At 51.5% G+C, this 21,183-nt stretch carries 20 protein-coding genes; 10 read left to right on the top strand and 10 right to left on the bottom strand.

All coding sequences use genetic code 11. The annotated features are described in order from the left end of the window. Nucleotides 1-330: 330 nt before the first annotated feature. Nucleotides 331-825 carry a flavin reductase family protein gene (locus AB9F29_RS09355; protein WP_335586935.1) on the bottom strand — a complete coding sequence of 165 codons (495 nt, stop codon included), beginning with the start codon at nt 823-825 and terminating at the stop codon, nt 331-333. 197 nt (nt 826-1,022) lie between these two features. Between AB9F29_RS09355 and AB9F29_RS09350 the strand changes: the two genes are divergently transcribed. From AB9F29_RS09350 to AB9F29_RS09325, 6 genes are all read left to right on the top strand, one after another. After that, the gene (locus tag AB9F29_RS09350; RefSeq protein WP_039002807.1) at nt 1,023-1,634 is read left to right on the top strand and encodes a ribonuclease D; all 612 of its coding nucleotides are present in this window, start codon (nt 1,023-1,025) and stop codon (nt 1,632-1,634) included. Nucleotides 1,635-1,709: 75 nt separating this feature from the next. Continuing rightward, nucleotides 1,710-2,306 (top strand): LPS export ABC transporter periplasmic protein LptC, encoded by a 597-nt coding sequence (gene lptC / locus AB9F29_RS09345; RefSeq protein ID WP_335586933.1) that lies wholly within the window; start codon nt 1,710-1,712, stop codon nt 2,304-2,306. Nucleotides 2,307-2,321: 15 nt separating this feature from the next. Further along, nucleotides 2,322-2,813, top strand: a complete 492-nt coding sequence (locus AB9F29_RS09340; protein ID WP_335586932.1) for an LptA/OstA family protein — start codon at nt 2,322-2,324, stop codon at nt 2,811-2,813. A 3-nt stretch (nt 2,814-2,816) separates the two neighbouring features. After that, the gene (gene lptB, locus AB9F29_RS09335) at nt 2,817-3,584 is read left to right on the top strand and encodes an LPS export ABC transporter ATP-binding protein (RefSeq protein WP_039002811.1); all 768 of its coding nucleotides are present in this window, start codon (nt 2,817-2,819) and stop codon (nt 3,582-3,584) included. Between the two features lie 253 nt (nt 3,585-3,837). Beyond that, nucleotides 3,838-4,413 carry a ribosome hibernation-promoting factor, HPF/YfiA family gene (gene hpf / locus AB9F29_RS09330; RefSeq protein ID WP_039002812.1) on the top strand — a complete coding sequence of 192 codons (576 nt, stop codon included), beginning with the start codon at nt 3,838-3,840 and terminating at the stop codon, nt 4,411-4,413. 39 nt (nt 4,414-4,452) lie between these two features. Continuing rightward, nucleotides 4,453-4,917 carry a PTS sugar transporter subunit IIA gene (locus AB9F29_RS09325; protein ID WP_039002921.1) on the top strand — a complete coding sequence of 155 codons (465 nt, stop codon included), beginning with the start codon at nt 4,453-4,455 and terminating at the stop codon, nt 4,915-4,917. Here AB9F29_RS09325 and AB9F29_RS09320 read toward each other — a convergent pair. The 8 genes from AB9F29_RS09320 to cysQ form a co-directional block, all read right to left on the bottom strand. Next, nucleotides 4,914-6,329, bottom strand: coding sequence for a nodulation protein NodH (locus AB9F29_RS09320; RefSeq protein WP_369755436.1), 1,416 nt, complete (start codon nt 6,327-6,329; stop codon nt 4,914-4,916). The genes AB9F29_RS09325 and AB9F29_RS09320 overlap by 4 nt on opposite strands. 6 nt (nt 6,330-6,335) lie before the next feature. Beyond that, nucleotides 6,336-8,033: a beta-1,6-N-acetylglucosaminyltransferase gene (locus AB9F29_RS09315; protein WP_369755435.1), complete on the bottom strand. Its 1,698-nt coding sequence runs from the start codon at nt 8,031-8,033 to the stop codon at nt 6,336-6,338. Further along, on the bottom strand, nt 8,030-8,980 hold the full coding sequence (locus tag AB9F29_RS09310; RefSeq protein WP_369755434.1) for a glycosyltransferase family 2 protein: 951 nt from the start codon (nt 8,978-8,980) through the stop codon (nt 8,030-8,032). Before AB9F29_RS09310 ends, AB9F29_RS09315 begins: the two co-directional genes overlap by 4 nt. 108 nt (nt 8,981-9,088) lie before the next feature. After that, complete coding sequence (locus tag AB9F29_RS09305; RefSeq protein ID WP_369755433.1) at nt 9,089-10,201, bottom strand: glycosyltransferase family 4 protein; 1,113 nt, start codon at nt 10,199-10,201, stop codon at nt 9,089-9,091. 82 nt (nt 10,202-10,283) lie between these two features. After that, nucleotides 10,284-11,267 (bottom strand): UDP-glucose 4-epimerase GalE, encoded by a 984-nt coding sequence (galE, locus tag AB9F29_RS09300; protein ID WP_369755432.1) that lies wholly within the window; start codon nt 11,265-11,267, stop codon nt 10,284-10,286. After that, on the bottom strand, nt 11,264-12,172 hold the full coding sequence (locus tag AB9F29_RS09295) for a UTP--glucose-1-phosphate uridylyltransferase (protein WP_335583883.1): 909 nt from the start codon (nt 12,170-12,172) through the stop codon (nt 11,264-11,266). The genes galE and AB9F29_RS09295 overlap by 4 nt, the downstream gene beginning before the upstream one ends. Before the next feature lie 166 nt (nt 12,173-12,338). After that, nucleotides 12,339-13,565, bottom strand: coding sequence for a glycosyltransferase family 2 protein (locus AB9F29_RS09290; RefSeq protein ID WP_369755431.1), 1,227 nt, complete (start codon nt 13,563-13,565; stop codon nt 12,339-12,341). Further along, nucleotides 13,566-14,363, bottom strand: coding sequence for a 3'(2'),5'-bisphosphate nucleotidase CysQ (cysQ, locus tag AB9F29_RS09285; protein ID WP_369755430.1), 798 nt, complete (start codon nt 14,361-14,363; stop codon nt 13,566-13,568). Between the two features lie 135 nt (nt 14,364-14,498). Between cysQ and AB9F29_RS09280 the strand changes: the two genes are divergently transcribed. The 4 genes from AB9F29_RS09280 to radC all read left to right on the top strand — a co-directional run bounded on the left by AB9F29_RS09280 (nt 14,499) and on the right by radC (nt 19,566). Then, nucleotides 14,499-15,323 carry an ABC transporter permease gene (locus tag AB9F29_RS09280; RefSeq protein WP_369755429.1) on the top strand — a complete coding sequence of 275 codons (825 nt, stop codon included), beginning with the start codon at nt 14,499-14,501 and terminating at the stop codon, nt 15,321-15,323. Between the two features lie 251 nt (nt 15,324-15,574). Further along, nucleotides 15,575-17,491, top strand: a complete 1,917-nt coding sequence (dnaK, locus tag AB9F29_RS09275) for a molecular chaperone DnaK (RefSeq protein WP_039002822.1) — start codon at nt 15,575-15,577, stop codon at nt 17,489-17,491. A gap of 72 nt (nt 17,492-17,563) precedes the next feature. Beyond that, the gene (gene dnaJ / locus AB9F29_RS09270) at nt 17,564-18,712 is read left to right on the top strand and encodes a molecular chaperone DnaJ (RefSeq protein WP_369755428.1); all 1,149 of its coding nucleotides are present in this window, start codon (nt 17,564-17,566) and stop codon (nt 18,710-18,712) included. Between the two features lie 44 nt (nt 18,713-18,756). Further along, nucleotides 18,757-19,566 carry a DNA repair protein RadC gene (radC, locus tag AB9F29_RS09265; protein ID WP_369755427.1) on the top strand — a complete coding sequence of 270 codons (810 nt, stop codon included), beginning with the start codon at nt 18,757-18,759 and terminating at the stop codon, nt 19,564-19,566. Here the strand turns inward: radC and AB9F29_RS09260 are convergent. Beyond that, nucleotides 19,538-21,175 (bottom strand): phosphate ABC transporter substrate-binding/OmpA family protein, encoded by a 1,638-nt coding sequence (locus AB9F29_RS09260; protein WP_369755426.1) that lies wholly within the window; start codon nt 21,173-21,175, stop codon nt 19,538-19,540. The genes radC and AB9F29_RS09260 overlap by 29 nt on opposite strands. Nucleotides 21,176-21,183 lie beyond the last annotated feature (8 nt).

Genomic DNA, 21,183 nt, shown 5'->3' with positions numbered 1-21,183 from the left:
CACCGTCTGGCCTCTCGACCCGTCCAGTGACCCAGTGGAGCATCTCTGCGCCGCCGGTAGAGGGGTTCTAGTCCCACACACAAATACCCGCAACCCCTTTTTATGAAAAAGTCATAAAAACCATGCTTTATTATGAAAATTAAATTATAACAACAACTTACCGGATACCTGGCGTGAGCTAAAACTGGCTAATCTGCATGATCTTCGCGAAAATTGGGTCACAGCCACAACCAACCCCCATATTTTAATCGAGTCGTGGGTTTGAAGTGGCGAGTCGATCCCGACTCAACTGATTCATACTATGCAAATGAGCTACAACTGCCCAAATGGCTACGCGTCGGGGAGGATCGTACCGAAATGCCCGCCATGGAAAAGGAGTGGAGCACCAGCGCCAACATTCACACGTTCGACCTCACCCACAACGATCGTATGATCGCCTCCTTCATGTATCGCGTGGCGCCGACACTCAAATCGAGCAAGGCATCCCTCTATGAGGGGCACGCCATTTTTGCACTCACTATATAGGTGCGGCTCAAAGGCATGTGGGGTCTTGGCAAACCGTCCACTTAACTCCTGCTGATCCTTGGCGAGAATATGGATGGCGTAGTGCTCAGCATGAATGAAATGCACTGCACGCTTGGAGGCGTTGGCTGGCGACCACAGTACAAGAGGCGGATCAAGCGAAACGGACGCGAAACTATTTGCCGTGATCCCCATGGCCCCTTGCGGAGTCGCAACGGTCACAATCGTCACGCCCGTACCAAAGAGGCCCAGTGCGTCCCGAAAATCGCGGGCTGTTTTACGGCTGGGAATAAAACTGCTCACGTTGTAAATCCTTGGGTCACGAAGGTCATATTATCTCTTTCCGTAAATTCACCCGCCTATTGTGAAGTATCAGAAATGCTTGAAGCAATGCAATCCTAACCACTCTGCGCATACCACCCGTTCTGGTTTTCCCTTGCCGACAAGTCGATTATCCTCCTAAGTCACCCCAACGCCACGCAAACACCGGACGGGAAAACATGACAAATCACCTATACCAAAACGATCTTCCCGACGGACTCGACCTTGGACCCGTGGTGGCGATTGATTGTGAGGCCATGGGATTGCATCCACACCGTGACCGTCTTTGTTTGGTACAACTGTCAGGGGGCGACGGAAACGCGCATTTGGTGCAGGTCGCCTTGGGCCAAACCGAAGCACCAAATCTGTGCAAGGTTCTGACCGACCCAGACGTTCTTAAACTGTTTCACTTTGGACGATTTGATATTGCTGCGATGCACAACGCCTTTGGCGCTCTGGCAGCACCAGTATACTGTACAAAAATCGCCTCAAAGCTGGTGCGTACATATACAGACCGTCACGGCCTTAAAAATCTGCTTCAGGAATTGTTGAACGTCGACGTATCCAAACAACAGCAATCAAGCGATTGGGGGGCGCCGAAACTTACGGACGCGCAAATCGCCTATGCTGCCTCGGATGTTTTGTATCTGCATCGCCTGCGCAACAAATTGAACAAGAACCTTGAGCGCGAAGGGCGCGCAGAATTGGCCCAAGCTTGCTTTGATTTTCTACCGCAACGTGCCCTCTTGGATCTCGCTGGCTGGCCGGATCAAGACATCTTTTCCCACTAGGCCACTGGCCGCAGCGTGTATTCCTCCCTATATCACTTGTGGTAACGCAGGAAAAAACGAGCACGATGAAGAGCAATGAAAAATAATACATACTCAATATTCATCTTCTGGGCAAAAATCACTTTGCCTTTGCTCGCGCTCGCCCTCCTGTCGACCGTGTTTTTGCTGGCGCGCCCTATTGATCCTGGCAATGCAATCCCTTTCGCGAAAGTAAACGTCGAGGAACTCGCGCGGGAAAAAGGGATCACGGCCCCCAACTATTCAGGGATTACCCGCGACGGGACGACCATCTCAATCTCAGCCAACTCTGCAAAACCGCAACCAAACGGCGACCGCAGCACGATCACCACCGAAGGCTTTAACGCAGAGTTCGAGTTACCAGAGGGGGCCATCGTTACTCTTGAGTCCGAAACTGGGGTCATAAATACCGACACTCAAAGCGCCCGCCTTGAGGGGAACGTTCGTGTCGTGAGTTCAGTTGGATATGTTGTGAGGTCCGAGCAAGTCGACGCGTCCATATCCGACGCGCGTTTTTCCTCAACAGTGCCGATTTCTGCCGTTGGCCCTGGGGGGAAAATCACCGCTGGATCCATGGAACTCGTTCGACGTAATGAGAACTATCTTCTGGTTTTCAAAGACGGCGTAAAACTGATATACGATCCGAAAGGTTAACTCGGGGTGATTTACATGCGCGCTATTCTAGCGATCTTCTTACTGATTGGCTTTGCTGGTTCAACTTTCGCCCAAGGCACCCAAATTCCTTTTGGGGGCTATGAACACAACGCGAGCCTTCCCGTCGAAGTTATTTCCGATGCTCTCGAAGTCGATCAAGAGACGGGCAACGCCACATTCGTTGGCAACGTGGTCATCGGCCAAGGCGAGATGCGCCTGAACGCGAGCAAAGTTGTTGTGGAATACAAGACGGGTGCGGATCAAACTGGCGGAAAAATCAGCCGCATGGTTGCAAGCGGCGGTGTGGTACTGGTGAACGGCCCCGAGGCCGCAGAGGCAGACGAAGCGGTCTATTCGATAGATAATGCAGAAATCACCATGAGCGGGAATGTGATCCTAACTCAGGGAAATAACGCGCTGTCGTCAACACAAATGGTGGTTGATCTCAATACGGGGCGTGCCCAAATGACTGGCCGCGTCAAAACAATCTTACAGCCGGAAAACTAGAGTATGGCCACTCCCCCAAATCTCACGCTCGCCTCTGAAAGCCGCGACCACGGCCTGTCGATCCGCAATTTGCGCAAAAGTTACCGCCGCAAAACCGTCATTCGGGATGTGTCGATGGAGCTTGCGCGGGGCGAAGTTATCGCGCTTTTGGGGCCGAATGGCTCGGGCAAAACGACGTGTTTCTATTCCATCGCGGGCCTAGTGACGCCGGAAGGCGGCCAAGTCATGGTCGACGGGGTTGAGATAACGCTCCTCCCTATGTACCGCCGTGCAAAAATGGGGATCGGCTATCTACCACAAGAAAACTCGATTTTTCGGGGGCTTAGTGTCGAAGACAACATTCTCGCGATTCTCGAAATCTCGGTCAAAAATTCCCATAAACGCCGCGAACGCCTCGAGGAACTCCTTAACGAATTCTCTATTGGCCATCTGCGCCGCGCGCCCGCCTTGTCGCTGTCGGGCGGCGAGCGTCGCCGTGTCGAGATTGCGCGCTGCCTTGCGGCCTCTCCTGAATTTCTCCTTTTGGACGAACCCTTTGCCGGCGTTGACCCTATCGCTGTTGGGGAAATCCGAGAACTCGTCAGTAAGTTGAAGGACCGCAACATTGGCGTGCTCATCACCGACCATAATGTGCGCGAAACTCTCGAAATTGTTGACCGCGCCTATATTCTTCACGACGGGAAAGTTTTGATGAGTGGCACGCCAGATGACGTCGTACGCGACGATAATGTCCGGCGCGTTTACCTCGGGAAAGACTTCCGCGTCTCTTAACTAAACCTTAACGAATCAAGGGTTTGTGCGGAATGCTGCCGCTCTCCCTCACACCCCTATTGACACTTAAACGAATTAAGCGCCCAATGTATGGGATGTATGAAGAACCCCCCATCCTTTGGGCTTTGGCGCCAAGATACAGCCGAAAAACAAGTGCCTATGGCGCACCTTGCATCACGCTACCATTCTTTACTCGAACGTAACGGCCTAGATTCTAGGCTGAAGCATCCAATTTTCGAACCTTGGAGGATAAATGCAGTACCAAATTAGTGGAAAACAAATCGATATCGGTGAAGCTCTTCAAACCCATGTCAAATCTGAAATCGGCGAAATTGTAAAAAAATACGCTGAACGTCCGACCGATGCTCTGATCGTATTTTCCAAAAGCGCAAACGAATATGTTTGCGAATCCACGGTACATCTCTCAACCGGCCTTACAGCAACCGCTAGGGGGCATGCCCATGAAATATATGCCGCTTTTGATTCATGCGGTGAGAAATTAGAGAAGCAATTACGGCGCTATAAACGTCGTTTAAAGGATCATCATCGGGTTAGAACACAGCCTGTTGAACTTTCCTCAGCTTCCACGTATATCCTCGCCGGATCAGAAGCATCAGAAGAACTGGAACCGGAAGACCTGCAACCGATGATCATTGCCGAAATGGAGACGAAAATTGCGTCTCTCTCGGTAGGGGAAGCGGTCATGCAAATGGAACTTTCGGGAACTCCCGTTCTGGTGTTTCGAAATGAAGGAAACAGTGGCGTAAATGTGGTTTATCGGCGAGAAGATGGTAACGTAGGCTGGATAGACCCCACAACAACGAGCTAGGAAATCACCTAGACGACGTCCCGAGCAGAAGTGACAAAAATGGATTTATCAAGAATACTTAAGCCTGAAGCGGTGAAAGTAATCGCAAATGTTACTAGCAAAAAACGCCTCTTCCAAGAGTTGGGAGAGGTTGGGCATTCTATCTATGCCTTCCCTGCAAACGAAGCGGTTGATGCGTTGCAGGAACGGGAAAGTCTTGGACCAACAGGAGTTGGACACGGCGTAGCCCTTCCACATGCTCGCCTAAGGGGTCTGGATTCAGTTGTAGGGGTTTTCTTGCGCCTCGATCGTCGCCTCGATTTTGACTCAGTCGACCGGCAGCCTGTCGATTTGGTTTTCGCTCTCTTCGCGCCAATCGACTCTGGTGTTGAACACCTCAAGGCGTTGGCGCTTGTTTCACGGACGATGCGTGATGCAAAAATTTGCGAGAAATTGCGCGCAAACGACGATCCGGCCACGCTGCATGCCGTTTTGACCGAGCTTCAGCCCGCCCGCGCAGCTTAAGCGCGCCAGGCTGAAAACCCAAATGTCATATAGTCGCGTTGGTAGGCTTCTTGCGCGGCGGCTTCGATTTCTGAATCATAGATATCTTCCAACAAATAGGGAAAATCCTCCCTTTCTGCGCGGCATTCGGGATTTTCAACGCCAACTCTGAATGCAAGGAACTCTAAATCCGTTTCCAATGTGTCTTCGCGCAACACCATATCAGGTGCCGCAAAAACTCCGAAACCCTGAACAATCGACGCCTGACTTGACCACGCCATGTCATTGCGGAGAGCCGTTTGCCCAGAGAGATTTGCCTTCAAAAACTTAAGAAAACTTAAGAAGGCCGCCCTGTGTTCGTTTCGGTTATATGCGGGCGCATTGATATCATCCGGAATAGGCACATTGTGGACACGCTTCAGTGTTTTTCGAATTTGCGGAAACGAACCGGGCCCCGAGTTTAAAATCGTCCGACAAAACGCTGCGTGCGCTCGGGCTACGGGATGGCGCAAAACCGTAAAACTACGATGACCCACGTTTTCGCGCTTCCACTGGCGAAGGCCCTTTTGGGTAAATTTCTCTTCCAAAACCCCGTTCCCAAGCTCTGTGAGCCAATTTCTGACCCGCGTATTGGGCCCAGATGGCATCGGCATAAAGAGAAGCGGAATACCATTCGCTATGACATACCGATTCACGCTCGCACCGCGAATGGGCTCAAAGTTTGGGGTGCGCGAAAGTCCGAAATGATCCACCGATTGCAGCGCGCATTCCATTTCTCTTGGATTAGAGACTTTTTCCAGCAGTGGGCTCGGGTTCTGCTTTTTCAAGTTTTTAGAAAGCCCTGCCAATTCCTGTTTAATGCCCAGAAACTTAGCCAACCCATTTATGACATCCAAATCACGAATATCTTCATATCCAATATAAAACGCTGTCTGGCCAGTTGCCTGAAGTGCATGAAGTATGCGCAGTTGAAAACTTTTCAGTCGACCGAGGAAGACTGTAAAGTCAGTGGCATCAAATTTTATCTTGGCCGTTTTGTGATGGGTGACATTCGTGAGTTTCCACTGACCTGTGGCCTTGGCAATTTTCCAACTGATGTAACTTTCCACCGGATTGCGCGTCAGAATGATCTTTGCACATTTTTGGTCCTGCAAGATTGGATCGATAACCCGTGGATCATGGTCGTGGAAAAACCTAAACCCCGCCAGACCGGGGGCGTCGACGATTTTATGGAGAAGCCCTAATGGATCCCGCTCACGCTCAGCGAGGGACATACCGAGCAGCTCATCCCTGTTCGGGTACCCGATAAAATGCGGATTGAAGGCCTCGCCAACACAGGTAAGGCCGTCATAGGCATTGATGTTCGTCTCTAGGAAATTCGACCCAGTTCGCATTTCCGCCAAGACAACGAAATAGTCAAAATTGCTATTCATAAGGCTCTATTTCACCAGGTAAGGCTTGCGCGTGGCCGCAGCGCTATGGCGAGGATCATTCCCAGAGGGGAAATCCCCCATCAAATAGGGGTGCATCCCCTGGTTTTTCAAGTTTTGCAAGAACTGGCTAAATCCAGTCAAATCGACCATACGTGGCGCCTCTGTAAGGCGCCGGTTTGAGCGCGATCCTATGTCATCAATGATCATTTGCAACGGCTCCATGGGTGACTGAATAAAATCCGCCATCGTATAGATATGAACGCGCGCCTTCGTGTAATATGACCGCAGAATATCCAAATGATCGGCCTCAATTTTCTGATGCTCCGCCGAGACTTTGCGGATTTCAGAAAAGTTCAGATTCGAGTTAAACAAGGGCACCGACCATGCTCCGGAAATCACGGTAACACTCGCGTTTGGGTCACGGGCGAGGAACCAACTGATGTCCTGAGAATCGCGCGGGCCGAACTGAAAAACCTGCCGTTCTCCCCGTGTATTCCAAAGTAGGTTTCGCAGGAAATCTGCTGGTGCGTAATCCCGAAGCTCAGCACTATCAGAGAGGCATCCCGCAAAGGTTTTCTCGCGCCCCGCATATTCAACGCGTTCAGGTCCGAATAGATGCCCATGAACACGCGCACCAGTCGCCCGCGCCATCCAATCCTCAAAGTCCAGAAAGAGGTCCGAAAACCCCTCCAAAATAGTATATTGGGCTGCAGTGACACCGTTTTCCCAGCCCTCGTTTGGAAGTCGACTTTGCATCACAAGGCCGGCACGCCCCTGCGTGCGACGCTCAACTGCTTTGGAGAAAATACGGTCAATTTTACCTGGGTTTGGTTCGGCGACCTTCATCGCATGCTCTGAATCCGTGAGGAGCGCGTCATAAAGCTTGTTCGCCTTTGCCCATATTTTCCGTGCCACAAAACAATCAGAGCGGCGCAAAAGCTGTAGGTGATCGTCGTAGAAAATGTGAGGCTTGCCCTGAAAATCAAACTTAGAAAGTGTGAGAGACCGGCTTTCAATATTGGATGAATAAATACGTGCAAGCGTCTGATAGTAACTTTCGTCCGGAATCCAAACCCGCTTAAAGTAGCGATCATATTTATCTCGATCTGGATCTTCCAAAATTGCTGAGAGTGTCTGACGTGTTAGGCACCACCACTGAGACCCCATATGTGGTACCAACCCGAGGGGAACGCGGCGTTTGAACCTTAGGAGCCGCTGAATCTTAACGTACTTATCAAAGGCGCGACGATTGTGTTTCCAAGAGAAGGGAAACCGCAGGGTAAACCGCTCTTTATCCAACCCGCCGACGGTCCATGGGACATCGTCAGTGGTTGCGCTTTCGATGAAATCCGTTCGCGGTCGCTCTTTTAAATAGTCTACCAACTCACTTACGGGCCGAAGTGGGAGGCATGATCCAGACGCAAGATATACATGGCGAACTTCCGGAAAATTCGCGAGCATCATTTCCGACGCGGTTTGGGACGCAGCAACCAACGACCACCGCCCCCATTCGCACCGATGTCGTTCACAAAACATAACGTCTTCAAGGTCCGCCAAAGCCCGCACGAGACTCTTATAGCCCTCCTGTCCGACCGACTTATCAACGTGAATAACGACGGGACAATCGCTGGCCTGCCAATGGCGAGCAAGTTGGGCTGCGCGGTGCAGGTCGTCGTGAACAAGCATGACAATGCCAACGCTCATGCCCAGTTCCCCTTCGACATCAAACCCAAAATTTCGAGCTGCCTCCAGTTGATGAATTTTTCACTCCATTTGCACCAAAGGTCGGGATCTTTCGCTAGATTGGCGGCGTAAGCTTTGTACTCATGACTATTGGCGTAATGCTGTTTGCGCTGAAGTTCTTCGCTCGCCTTCGAGCCAAACGTATCCAAAAACTTCGCATGCATCAGACAACCGCTTGCCTTTTCGCCACCCCATTCGTCGTAAACGAGGTTTAGCCCGCGCGGCAAAAGCATGTGACTACTGCTTTTGTAGGCGTATTTTTTGTCCCATTTCACCAATGGAATTTTATTTAACGCAGGCGCGCGTTCCGGTGCATCGGGGAAGAAACACCGCGCCCTCGGACCACCTTGAATCCACAGGTTTCCGTATTGGCTGTTCTTTTTGTAGGTGTAATTCCCACTGTCAAACCAGCTCGCAATTTCAAACGGGTCTTGACCAGAGCGATACGGAACGGCGTCGATGCGTCCCTTAGGATACATGTCTAGCAGTGTTGCGGAAAAACTCTTCACCGAGGATGCGTCAAGCCAATCCGTAAGGGCACTTATGGAGCGGGAATCGCAAAACGGGAAAACTAGAAACTCATCAACATCAACCACAAGACTCCAATGGCCGTGCGCGTATTTCATTTGTAGATGGTTCAACCAATCAACGCCAAAACGCGACCGTTTGTAACTGTGCTTTGTGGTCCATACCGAAACGTCCGGCTGATCGGCAAGAAACTCACGTGATCCATCATCGCTGTCGTTATCAACAAAGAAAAAATGGTTCACACCCATGTTTCTGTAATAACGCAAAAAATAGGACAGGCGGATTTTCTCGTTTCGTATCGTCGAGAAAGACAGGATATCGCCAGGTTTCATGAGCGCGGTGCGATCCACAACACTGCGCAGTTCGTTCTTTTTGCGCATCGCCCTCAAGCGCCACCTTTTGCGCTCAACACGCAATCGATATGATGTAGCTATGCCCAATACGTTCCCCAAAACATCACAAGTGTTTGTCTTACCTGCAAATCAATATCACGCGACCTTTAAGACCTTATTGAAATGCGCCTCCCATGTGGGCATTTTTTTTAGATCAAATTGTAACGCTGTTTTTTCTCGCTTTCTACGCGCAAGTTTTTGTATCGCTAGCTCCCATAAATAGCGATCTGAAGTGTCTGCGTAAATGGGTATATCACCCAAAAACTCGCGATAGACCGGCAAATCTCCGCAAATAACGGGGGTTTGCTGAAGAATGGCCTCCGCAGGAGGAAGCCCATAGCCTTCAGCAATCGAGGGGAAGAGCATGCCCGCTGACCGCTCCACAATCTGGGCAACGGCCCGATCCGACAAATTATTAAACTCGACCACGTTTCTCGGCTTTAAATCCAGTCGTTTGAACACTGCTTCGTTTTTCCAGCCGCGCGCCCCGATAATGACCAATTGCGGCGAATTCGTTTTATTTTCCAACCCTTCCCATATGTCCAGCAGTAGGGCGTGGTTTTTTCTAGGCTCAATGGTGCCAACCGTCACGAAATATCCCTTATTGGGGTCGATTTCCGGCGGAAGCGCGCCCTCTGGTGGCGTGGGTGTCGTAAGCCCCAAATGCGCTACGATAGATTTAGGCACTCTACCCATTTTTGAAAAATGGCGTGTCGCGTCCAATTTGCTTTGCTCGGAATTAAAAATCACGAGGTCGGCAAACAACGACACGCGGGACATTTTTTGTTTGAATTTCTCAACACTAACATCCCTTTGAAATTCTGGATAATCCAAAGGAATTGTATCGTGAACGAGTACAGAAATTTGTCCGCCGTTTGCTTGTATAGCGCGAAACACCACATCACTGATGTTGCTGTGCCCCACATTCAAATAGGAAAACCCACGCGGTAAAACATCGACCAAACGGCGCACGTCCTTGGCGGATGCGACGGCCAAGCGTCGACAATCTGACTGCACGCGCAGCTGAATAGGGCTTTGTTTGAACCGAAACAGACTCTTTAGATCGTGCCGCCCCCAAGGCGTTTTTCCAGTCATCCGAGAGAGAAGTTCAAGCGTGCCCTCCTCGCTTAGGAGGGTAAAGCCACCCGAAATTCGTATGAGGGAAAAGAGCGGTATCGGATCACGCAATAATGCATGCAAATAGGCCATTTCGACACGATCCACCCCTGTCAGTGGCCCACGCCCTACACGGCTCACGAGACGAGATAAGTCGAGCAATCTTGCAGGAGGATTATTTCGTGTAGTGTCCGTTTTGGTGCCAACGCCAAGCATCAGTAATCATCGCCTCCAAAGTTGACCTCGTCGGGGTCCATCCAAGTTCTTTTTCGGCTCTAACACTGCCAGAAACAAGCTTCGTGCAGTCCCCCGCCCGTCGCGGTCCCTCGAAAAAAGGGACTTCGCGATTGGTGACCATTTTTGAGTTCGAGATCACCTCCCGCACAGAAAATCCCACACCCGTTCCAAGATTGAAAACGCGATTACCCTTTTCTTCTTCCAGCCACTTAAGACCCAAAACATGCGCGTCAACAAGGTCGCAAACGTGAACGTAATCGCGAATGCAGGTGCCGTCCGGCGTATCATAATCAGTCCCAAAAACAGTCAAAGCGTCCCGCTTTCCGTCGATCGCATCGAGCATCAGCGGTACGAGGTGTGTCTCTGGCTGATGGAACTCCCCAACTTCGCCCTCGGGGTCCGCCCCTGCAACATTGAAATAGCGGAAAATGACATGGTTCAACCCGTAACTTGCCCCGAAGTTAGCAAGAATATCTTCAATTGCTCGTTTACTCGCGCCATACGCATTAATCGGGACTTGCGGGCAATTTTCATCGAGAGTTACGTCGTCTTGCTCGCCGTAGGTTGCGCAGGTGGATGAAAATACGAAATTCTTGCAGCCTGCCGCGACTGTCGCTTCGATCAATACCAAGCTGCCCGCGACATTGTTGTGCCAATATTTTCCAGGGTCAGACATGCTCTCGCCAACTTGAGAAAGCGCGGCGAAATGCATGACGGCAATGGGGTTATAGCGCGCGAAAACACTGTCTAACGCGGCCCTATCCGTCAATTCTCCGCGTTCAAATGGCCCGAATTTAACGGCGTCTTCCCACCCCGTGCACAGATTATCAAAGGTTACGGGATTATAGCCTGCGGCTTTCAATGCTTTGCACGCGTGCGAGCCAATATAGCCAGCACCGCCCGTGACCAAAACATTTGTCATCCAACCGCCCCTAACTGAGCAGCTTTGCGACGGGCCATCATCGACGTAATGTAGGCCAACAATTCATCGCGCAAATCTTCGCGGGCAAGACCGAACGCGACCGTAGCTTGCAGAAACCCTGCTTTAGAGCCGCAATCAAATCGCTCCCCCTTGAAGCGAAACCCATGGACATCTCGCCCATGGGTGATTTCTTCGGCGATCGCGTCCGTAAGTTGCACTTCACCGCCCGCACCCTGCTTCATCTTGTTCAAAGTTCGCAAAACATCTGGGGTGATAATATAACGCCCAATAACGGCAAGGTTTGACGGCTCTTCTCCTAGAGGGGGTTTTTCCACCATCCCCTTAGCCGAAACGAGCTGACCTTTGTCATCCAATATGTCCAAAATCCCATAAGACGACGTTTTCTCCGGCGGTACCTCCATAGCCGCAACCATGCATCCGCCCGTTTCTTCGTAGGCCTCGACCATCTGCTGCAAACAAGGGGTTTCGGCGGCGATAACATCGTCAGGAAGAATGACCGCAATAGGCTCGTTCGACACAAGGCGACGCGCGCACCAAACAGCATGTCCAAGCCCCATCGACTTGTGTTGACGGATGTAGGCAATCGCGCCGCTCTCCATGTTAGTGTCTTTTAGCACCTCAAGAAGTTCGTCTTTGCCCTTCTTGCGCAATTCATTTTCGAGCTGCGGAGCGTGGTCGAAATAGTCTTCCAGAGCGCCTTTGCCGCGCGACGTCACAAAAATAAACTCTTTAATCCCCGCAGCACGTGCTTCATCAATTGCATATTGGATCAGCGGACGGTCGACCAAAGTCATGATCTCTTTTGGCACCGATTTCGTCGCCGGAAGAAACCGTGTCCCCAGTCCTGCTACAGGGAAGATTGCTTTTGTAACTTTACGTTTCATATTCAACTCAGAAAATTGTTTTAAACAGTCACTCATGCCAAACGAGCTGGCCTTACTTTAACCGCTTAAAAGTAAAAAAGGAATGTACCTCTACATCATTCGGGGCGTGATAACACAGTTTTGCATCCATAGGACCCACAAATTCCCCACTCGGAATATATGTCACTCAAAAAGCGCGAAACTGATTGCTGCGCGCTACCTCGTCCCTAACCCGACTGCGAAAACCATAAATTTGGAAGTACGGCTGGTTTCGGTTCGACTTGCCGAAAATCCCTCCGTTTTGCTCCCAAAACCCGTCTTCGGTAAAGGTAATACGGTGGAAAAGGGAAGTTGGACTGAGAACCACCAATGTGACCCTATTCTTGGCCGATACAAGAATTTTTGCTTGTTTACGGAGGCGTTTTCTTTGCCAAATACGACCCGAAAGCACGTGATGGTTATACGGGGTCTGCATGAATTTTTCGAAAACCGCGCCGTTGGTCGGCAATTCCGGAAGCGAAATCAGTTTTGCATTCGAACCGGATTGATGCCCCGCCTCCAAAGACCGCATCAAGCCAAGCACATCACTTGGCTCTAGCGCGCCGCTTTGCATAAACCGAAGGAGACGCTTTCGTTGCTCAATACGCTCCACACGCCACGCCATTTGCGCATCAACTTGATCGGCATATTTGCGATGAAACAGCGCAATCGACCGGCCAATATCGAACAGAGATTTCGGCACCCGCTCGCTATTGCGACGCTTGGAAGGAAGGTACCCATGGTGGACCTGCGCAAGTGGAACGATTGCCGTGGATCGACCCGCAATAGCCAAGCGCATATTCACGTCAGTTTCATCCAGGTAGAACGCAAAAACAGGGTCAAACCCGCCCATTTTCATCAATATATCTCGCCGAAACGCACAGTTTGTACCCTCGGTTTTTACGGCCTGACACTCGGGCGGAGAAAAAACCATAGGGTTCCGACTTGGGACCCGCAGAGGGCGCGTGCGCCCAGCGGTATCAACACTGCTCGCGCGCCACTGAAACGAAATGCCGTTGCGCCCCCGAACATAGCCTCCGGCGGCGGCCACATTTGGATCCCCGAATGGTTCGGTTAGGCGCATCAGCCAACTCGGTTCGGGAACCGCATCGTCATCGATAAAGGCAACAATCTCTCCGGCGGCCATCGCGAGCCCCAAGTTGCGGGCTTGGGAAATATTGGCTTCGTCAAAAAACGCTGTCTTAATCTGCGCGCTAAACGGGAGGTCAGCCACAACATCCAGCCCAGCCACGTCCGCCACGACGATCACCTCGAAATCTGGGTGGTTAAGTTGAGAAACCCCCAAAAGACAGCGCGCGAGAGCCTTGGGGCGCTCGCGGCTGACGATAATAATGCTTGCGGCGGGTGTGCTCATTTAAGCCTTTTTCAACGCGACGCCCGGTGCATAGGCAATGAAAAACGGATTGGCGTATTCTGCTTTGCCATAGGTCAATGGGGTGTGGTTATCGAAACGGACAACATCGCCCCCTGCGCCGAGCAAAACGGCGTGACCCGCAGCTGTGTCCCACTCCATCGTGCGGCCAACGCGGGGGTAAAGGTCAGCTTCGCCTGTTGCGATCAAACAGAACTTAAGCGACGACCCCGCGCTCTTGCTGTCTTTGATGGCGTATTTGTTGATGTAATCCTCAGTCGCCTGATCACGGTGCGATTTGGAGGCAACGATCATCAAGCCAGAATTGTTAGGGTTAGAGACGGATATTGCCTTAGTTGGCCCCACTTTATCCTTGGCGAAGTCACCCGTTTCTTCCACGGATTTCCCATCAGCACCGGTATAGAATAGCCGGTTTTTCGCGGGGGCATAGACAACGCCGCGAATGGGTTTCCCGTCAACAACATAGGCAATATTTACCGTGAAATCACCACGGCGAAGGACGAATTCTTTTGTGCCATCGAGGGGGTCCACAATAATGAAAGTGTCCGCTTTCTGTGCATGGGAGTCCGCTTGCTCCTCCGTCACGAGCGTCACATCGGGAAATTCCGCGCGAATACCTGCGGAAATAATTGCGTCCGCCGCTTCGTCGGCTTCGGTCACTGGGCTGTCGTCCGATTTGGTTTTAACCTCAAAATCGTCTGAATTGTAGATTTCCATAATTTTGTCGCCCGCTTCGAGCGCCAGACGGCGAAAAACGAGGGTAAGGTGGTCAAAATCCAAAAGGTTTCTCCTAAAACAGTGTATTCTTGTGTTTCTTTATCGCCCCCTTAATATCTCATGGTAAAGGAACAGCAAGAATTCCTTGCGATAGTAGCGCAATTCATTCCTTACAGCCCTCGGCAGGACAGCTAAAATATGTTTCAGGTACAACCGCAAAAACACAAAGGCCTTCACACAGCCATTGCTATCCTCGAACTTATTTACCATTCGACCGTGCGCGAAGTTCGGAAATCACACGGAAATGCCCTTATCGGCCTCTTATTGAATATGATGCAAACCGTCGTGTTGGTTGTTGCATTCTATGTGATGTTTTCAGTTTTAGGCCTGCGAGGAAGCGCCATCCGTGGAGACTTCCTGTTGTATATCATGTCGGGAATTTTCCTTTTCATGACCCACACCAAGGCGATGGGCGCTGTTGTGGGTGCCCCTGGACCTACCTCTGCGATGATGCTTCATGCGCCGATGAATACTGTTGTCGCAATTTGCTCGTCTGCCTTGGCGGCGCTTTATATTCAAATTTTGTCGGTGAGTGTTGTCCTGTTTTTGTACCACACTGCGATAACTCCGATCACGATCAACCAACCCGCCGGTGCTTTTGCCATGTTGTTGTTGGCCTGGGCGACTGGTGTGTCAATTGGAATGGTGTTTCTCGCCGCCAAGCCTTGGGCTCCAGGCTTTATCGGACTTGCAGCCACGATCTATGCTCGGGCGAACATGATCGCCTCCGGCAAAATGTTTCTCGCCAAAACGCTCCCTGGATGGATGCTGTCCCTCTTCGACTGGAACCCCCTCTTTCACGTTATCGATCAATGCCGCGGCTTTGTGTTTATCAATTACATCGCGACGGTGAGTTCCATCAGTTACCCGGTCAAAGTCACCATAGCCCTCACGATGATTGGGTTGATGGGAGAGTTCTATACGCGCAAACATGCGTCGATCAGTTGGAGCGCTGGTAGATAGTCATACCTCCGCCACCACCTTTCGCTAAAAATTTAGCGAATTTTCTGTTGAAAGGGGTGACATGACTCGTTTTTTTCCGGAAAAAACTCGCTGCTTTTGGGTTCAACGGCTTGCAGGCCTAAGGACCCAGCCCTATATACCCAAAGAAGCTTGATCAGGGGCAACTCTGGTTACCAATTGAATCGGAGCCGAGATGCCTAGCATGGGTCCGCGTTCCGCAACATCGCCTAACTCAAAAGGGGTACTACAATATGGCTAAAGTCATCGGCATTGACCTTGGAACTACAAACTCTTGCGTCGCCATCATGGATGGATCGCAACCACGTGTAATTGAAAACGCAGAAGGTGCACGTACAACGCCTTCGATAGTTGCGTTTTCCGACGATGAACGTCTGGTGGGCCAGCCCGCAAAAAGACAAGCCGTCACAAACCCAGAAAACACAATCTTTGGTGTGAAACGCCTTGTTGGCCGTCGCGCTGATGACAAGCATTTGGCCAAAGACAAAGCGAACCTGCCCTTCGACGTGATCGATGGTGGCAATGGTGACGCTTGGGTCAAAGTTAAGGGTGACAAATACTCACCGAGCCAAATCTCCGCTTTCATCCTTCAAAAAATGAAAGAAACCGCCGAGAGCTATCTTGGTGAAGAAGTGACACAGGCGGTTATCACCGTTCCTGCGTACTTCAACGATGCACAGCGCCAAGCCACAAAAGACGCTGGTAAAATTGCTGGTCTTGAAGTGCTTCGGATCATCAACGAGCCAACCGCTGCGGCGCTGGCCTATGGTCTGGACAAAAAAGAAACACAAACCATCGCGGTCTATGACCTTGGTGGCGGTACATTCGACGTTACCATCCTAGAAATTGACGATGGCCTCTTTGAAGTGAAATCCACAAATGGCGATACTTTCCTTGGTGGGGAAGACTTCGACATGCGTATCGTGACTTACCTCGCGGGTGAGTTCAAAAAAGAGAACGGCGTTGACCTGACCAAAGACAAGATGGCGTTGCAACGTCTCAAAGAAGCTGCCGAGAAAGCAAAAATCGAGCTTTCCTCCGCGAGCCAAACTGAGATCAACCAACCGTTCATTTCGATGGATCCAAAATCCGGCCAACCCCTTCACCTCGTGCTCAAACTGACACGCGCGAAATTGGAAAGCCTTGTTGGCGATCTGATCAAAGCTTCATTGAAGCCTTGTAAAGATGCTCTCAAAGACGCTGGCCTCTCGACTGGTGACATCGACGAGATCGTTCTCGTTGGCGGTATGACTCGTATGCCAAAAGTCATCGAAGAAGTGTCCAAGTTCTTTGGCAAAGAGCCAAACAAAGGTGTGAACCCAGACGAAGTTGTGGCCATGGGCGCTGCAATTCAAGCGGGTGTTCTTCAGGGCGACGTCAAAGACGTTGTACTCTTGGACGTGACGCCTCTGTCGCTTGGTATCGAAACACTTGGTGGCGTGTTCACACGCTTGATCGATCGCAACACAACGATCCCAACCAAGAAATCGCAAATCTTCTCGACTGCCGAAGACAACCAAAACGCTGTGACGTTGCGGGTGTTCCAAGGCGAGCGCGAATTGGCAGCGGACAACAAAATCCTCGGTCAATTCAACCTAGAGAACATTCCACCAGCACCGCGTGGCCTGCCCCAGATCGAAGTGACCTTCGACATCGATGCCAACGGTATCGTTGAAGTGGGCGCCAAGGACAAAGGCACTGGCAAAGAGCACAAAATCACCATCCAAGCTTCGGGTGGCCTCTCAGACGAGGATATCGAAGCAATGGTGAAAGACGCTGAAGAAAACGCGGACTCTGACAAAGAGCGCAAAGAGCTTATCGAAGCACGGAACCAAGCCGAAAGCTTGATCCACAGCACCGAAAAAGCCATGGAAGAGCACAAAGATAAAGTCGATCCAACAACGATCGAAGCTATCGAACTCTCCATTGCAGCGTTGCAAGATGATCTTGAGACTGACAATGCTGAGAAAATCAAATCTGGGGTTCAGAACGTAACTGAAGCTTCGATGAAGCTGGGCGAGGCAATCTATAAGTCTAGCCAAGAAGAAGCCCAAGAAGAGCCTTCTGGGGTCGACGAAGCTGGTAGCAAAGGTGATGACGACATCATGGATGCCGACTTCGAAGACTTGGACGACGATAAACGCTCCTAATAAGGCGCTCGCCTTTAAAACCGGCCCGAAACAAGTCGGGCCGGTTTTTGCGTTCCCAAAGGGGATAATAACATGTCAAAACGTGACTTTTACGAAACTCTTGGCGTCGCCAAAGGTGCTTCAGCGGACGAAATCAAAAAAGGATTTCGTACGAAAGCCAAAGAGCTACATCCAGATAGCAATCCCGACAATCCCAATGCTGAGTCCGAATTCAAAGAAGCGAATGCAGCTTACGAGGTCCTGAAAGACGCCGAAAAGAAAGCCGCCTATGACCGTTATGGCCATGCAGCTTTTGAAGGCGGAATGGGCGGCGCGCGTCAGGGACATCCTGGACAGGGCAATGGCGATTTTGCCTCTGCTTTCTCCGATGTGTTCGACGACCTTTTTGGCGATTTTATGGGCGGACGTGGCGGCGGTGGCCCGCGCACCCGTGCCCAACGCGGGTCCGATTTACGCTATAGCATGCGCGTTAACCTAGAAGATGCCTACACAGGTTTGCAGAAAACGATCACGGTTCCTACATCTGTGGGCTGTGAAAAATGTTCTGGAACGGGCTCGGAAAGCGGCGTTGAGCCAGTTGCGTGCCCGACCTGCTCTGGCATGGGTAAAGTCCGCGCCCAACAAGGGTTTTTCACCGTCGAACGCACCTGCCCAACGTGCTCGGGTACCGGTCAATTGATCAAAAACCCCTGCACGGAATGTAGTGGTGCTGGACGGACAGAAAAGAACCGTTCCTTGTCCGTGAATATCCCAGCAGGCGTCGAAACTGGTAATCGCATCCGCCTTTCTGGCGAAGGTGAAGCCGGTTTGCGCGGCGGGCCAGCTGGCGACCTCTATATCTTTATCGAAGTTGAAAATCATACGATTTTTGAACGCGATGGGGTAAACCTTCAGTGTCGCATTCCGGTAAGTATGGTTTCTGCGTCGCTTGGTGGTGACATTGAGGTGCCAACAATTGACGGCGGACGCAGTCGGGTTAAGATCCCGTCGGGAAGCCAATCTGGTCGCCAAATGCGTCTTCGCGGCAAGGGTATGCCCGCACTTCGCGGTGGGCCAACCGGCGATATGTTTATCGAGTTGGCCGTTGAAACGCCGGTAAACCTCACAAGTCGCCAAAAAGAACTCCTTCGGGAATTCGGTGGCATTGAGGCCGATAATAGCCCCGAAGAGAGTAGCTTTTTCTCCAAAGTTAAAACCTTCTGGGACGGTATGAAGAGTTAACTCAAATTAACTAAATTTTTAGAGAATCGTTTCAAGTTAGACTTATGAACTTGAAACGATTCTTTTCCGAAAGACCCCTGCCTATGTTCGATATGGATCTGGATGAGGTGCGCCAGCCGAGGAACTCGCAAGCGCAGGGTAGAAAGCCCAGTCATCGGCAAGAGAACTCTCAAGAGAAACAGCCAAGCTATATTCGCGACCATCGTAAACGCTTGCGGGAACGGTTCCTCCTTGGCGGGGCCACTGCCCTCCCCGATTACGAAATGCTCGAACTTGTCCTGTTCCGCGCCATTCCCCGACAAGATGTAAAGCCGCTTGCCCGTCTTCTGCTCGAAACGTTTGGCGACTTCAATCGGGTGATTTCGGCTCCACGAGAGCGGCTTTTACCAATCCGAGGTGTCGGAGAGTCCGTCATTTGTGAGCTGAAAATCATTGAAGCTGCCGCACAACGCCTCGCGCGCAGCCGTATCATGCAGCAACATGTGATATCGGGATGGGACGCCATTGTGGACTATTGCCACACGACAATGGCCCACCGCGAGACCGAGCAATTCCGCATTTTGTTTCTTGATCGCAAGAACGTTCTGATTGCCGATGAAGAACAAGCACGCGGAACCGTGGATCATGTGCCCGTTTACCCACGGGAAGTCGTAAAGCGCGCGCTTGAACTCAACGCCTCGGCGATCATTCTGGTTCACAACCACCCGTCGGGTGATCCCACCCCATCACAAGCGGACATCACAGTCACAGCGCAAATCAATGACGCGGCGCTGGCTTTGGGGCTCACATTGCACGACCACCTTATCGTGGGAAAATCCCGTGAACTCAGTTTTCGGGCTGAGGGCTATCTGTAGCAGCAGAATTTTCGGATGCTTCCAAGGGAGGTTCAGGTTGCTCTGGCGGGCGGAGGGGCCCAAGCCAAGTCTCAACACGCCGGTTGACCCTGCTGCCCCATTCCGTTTCATCACAGGCCATGGGCATCGCCTCGCCAAACCCTTTGGACGTGACGCCCATGCGATTGGGATCAAACAAAGTCGCTTCCCGCAGCACTGCCGTCTCCACGACCTGTGCACGGCGAAGCGCGATTTTCCGGTTTGCCGCCGCTCCTCCGTCACCATCGCTAAATCCAACAAATGTCACGGAACGGTCGCCAAAGATGCCCGCCTCAAGGACCTCGGCCAAGCGTTCAACATTCGCACGTGACTGTGCATCCAGACGCGAGGAGCCCGGCTCAAACCGAAAGGTTGTTGTCACCCGCTGTCCGTCTCGCAACTCAGCAACCATTTCTTGGAGATCGGAAAGCGAGGTTTCATTGCCTGCCTGCAGGATTGCATTCGCAAGTCGCTCCCCCTGTGAATTCATCGGTATCTCCAACGGGGTTTGGTTCACAAAACCATCATCGGCCACAATTTGGGCGGCTTCTGGTGTAGACAAAAATGCAAAAAACTCGCGGATGACTTTCGGGAAGCGACGATTGGGGACATAAAGGAATAACGGGGCTGTAAGGGGATAGTCTTCCGTTTTTACAGCTTCATGTGTCGCCTGAAACGGAAACCCGCAGCCTCCCAAAAGCGACATAGGTACGCTATTTCCCAAACTTGAAAGGCCGGTCAAACCCAGCGCAAAGGGGCTGCGAGAAACGGCGTCGCTCAGTGCTTCGTCGCGGGTGTGGCGCTGTGCGGACGGTGCGAATTGCTGATCTAGCGTCAACATCTCGCTGGAGATTTTTTGGAGCAAACCTGCGCCAGCGTCCCTTAGATGAAGCTCAATGGGAACGTCGATTCCCCCCAATTCTTGCCAATTTGAAATCTCTCCTGACAAAACTTTGGAAAGTTGACCAAGAGAAATGGCGGCAACTGGATTATTTTTTGCGATGATCGGAATGACGCCATCAAGCCCGAGAATTCTTGCATTTTTCGCAAGATTGAGATTCCCGAGGCCCGTCTCAATGGCCTTTGATTGCTCGGCGGCGGTAGCCTCCCGAAGGGAAACCGCAAGATCGGCGTCCTCTGCGAGGAATTGCTCCATCCCGTAATCGGAAGTTCCTAGATCAAACTGAATACGAGCGACCGCCGTTCCGCCATCTTTTTGGGCCAGAACAATCGTGAAATCGGTGTCCGAGGTAACTTCACGCGCCGCATCATACCCGTGCTTTTGCGCAAACCGTTCAAAAAGAGACGGGAGCAGTATTCCAGCCACTCCCTGCGCTCCTGCGATGGAAAGTTCCGCAACATACCCTTCGAGGTTCGGACAGGCGGGCCCCGAACAGTAAACGCCCGATCCATCGAGGGTCAGGACACCATATTCAGTGTCGACGCGATAGAATTCACCGTCATAACTGACCAGAGCCCCAGATAAAGTAACGCCGCCATCAAGAGATGACAAAGTCACATCTTGGGAGTGCGCCAACAGGGGCGTAAATACGAAAAGTGCGGCGCAAACCGCCGCACGAAGGATGTTCATACGCATGC

It is taken from the genome of Falsihalocynthiibacter sp. S25ZX9 (assembly GCF_041205405.1).
Classification (GTDB): Bacteria; Pseudomonadota; Alphaproteobacteria; order Rhodobacterales; family Rhodobacteraceae; genus Falsihalocynthiibacter; species Falsihalocynthiibacter arcticus.
This window is presented reverse-complemented; position numbering and strand designations above follow the sequence as displayed.

What these genes read in the sequence shown, in the direction of transcription:
- AB9F29_RS09315 (WP_369755435.1), bottom strand. Translation starts at nt 8,033, where the DNA reads ATGAGCGTTGGCATTGTCATGCTTGTTCACGACGACCTGCACCGCGCA.
- AB9F29_RS09310 (WP_369755434.1), bottom strand. Translation starts at nt 8,980, where the DNA reads ATGCGCAAAAAGAACGAACTGCGCAGTGTTGTGGATCGCACCGCGCTC.
- lptB (WP_039002811.1), top strand. Translation starts at nt 2,817, where the DNA reads ATGGCCACTCCCCCAAATCTCACGCTCGCCTCTGAAAGCCGCGACCAC.
- galE (WP_369755432.1), bottom strand. Translation starts at nt 11,267, where the DNA reads ATGACAAATGTTTTGGTCACGGGCGGTGCTGGCTATATTGGCTCGCAC.
- hpf (WP_039002812.1), top strand. Translation starts at nt 3,838, where the DNA reads ATGCAGTACCAAATTAGTGGAAAACAAATCGATATCGGTGAAGCTCTT.
- lptC (WP_335586933.1), top strand. Translation starts at nt 1,710, where the DNA reads ATGAAAAATAATACATACTCAATATTCATCTTCTGGGCAAAAATCACT.
- AB9F29_RS09325 (WP_039002921.1), top strand. Translation starts at nt 4,453, where the DNA reads ATGGATTTATCAAGAATACTTAAGCCTGAAGCGGTGAAAGTAATCGCA.
- dnaJ (WP_369755428.1), top strand. Translation starts at nt 17,564, where the DNA reads ATGTCAAAACGTGACTTTTACGAAACTCTTGGCGTCGCCAAAGGTGCT.
- AB9F29_RS09340 (WP_335586932.1), top strand. Translation starts at nt 2,322, where the DNA reads ATGCGCGCTATTCTAGCGATCTTCTTACTGATTGGCTTTGCTGGTTCA.
- AB9F29_RS09350 (WP_039002807.1), top strand. Translation starts at nt 1,023, where the DNA reads ATGACAAATCACCTATACCAAAACGATCTTCCCGACGGACTCGACCTT.
- AB9F29_RS09260 (WP_369755426.1), bottom strand. Translation starts at nt 21,175, where the DNA reads ATGAACATCCTTCGTGCGGCGGTTTGCGCCGCACTTTTCGTATTTACG.
- radC (WP_369755427.1), top strand. Translation starts at nt 18,757, where the DNA reads ATGAACTTGAAACGATTCTTTTCCGAAAGACCCCTGCCTATGTTCGAT.
- AB9F29_RS09280 (WP_369755429.1), top strand. Translation starts at nt 14,499, where the DNA reads ATGTTTCAGGTACAACCGCAAAAACACAAAGGCCTTCACACAGCCATT.
- AB9F29_RS09290 (WP_369755431.1), bottom strand. Translation starts at nt 13,565, where the DNA reads ATGAGCACACCCGCCGCAAGCATTATTATCGTCAGCCGCGAGCGCCCC.
- AB9F29_RS09305 (WP_369755433.1), bottom strand. Translation starts at nt 10,201, where the DNA reads ATGGCCTATTTGCATGCATTATTGCGTGATCCGATACCGCTCTTTTCC.
- AB9F29_RS09295 (WP_335583883.1), bottom strand. Translation starts at nt 12,172, where the DNA reads ATGAAACGTAAAGTTACAAAAGCAATCTTCCCTGTAGCAGGACTGGGG.
- AB9F29_RS09320 (WP_369755436.1), bottom strand. Translation starts at nt 6,329, where the DNA reads ATGAATAGCAATTTTGACTATTTCGTTGTCTTGGCGGAAATGCGAACT.
- dnaK (WP_039002822.1), top strand. Translation starts at nt 15,575, where the DNA reads ATGGCTAAAGTCATCGGCATTGACCTTGGAACTACAAACTCTTGCGTC.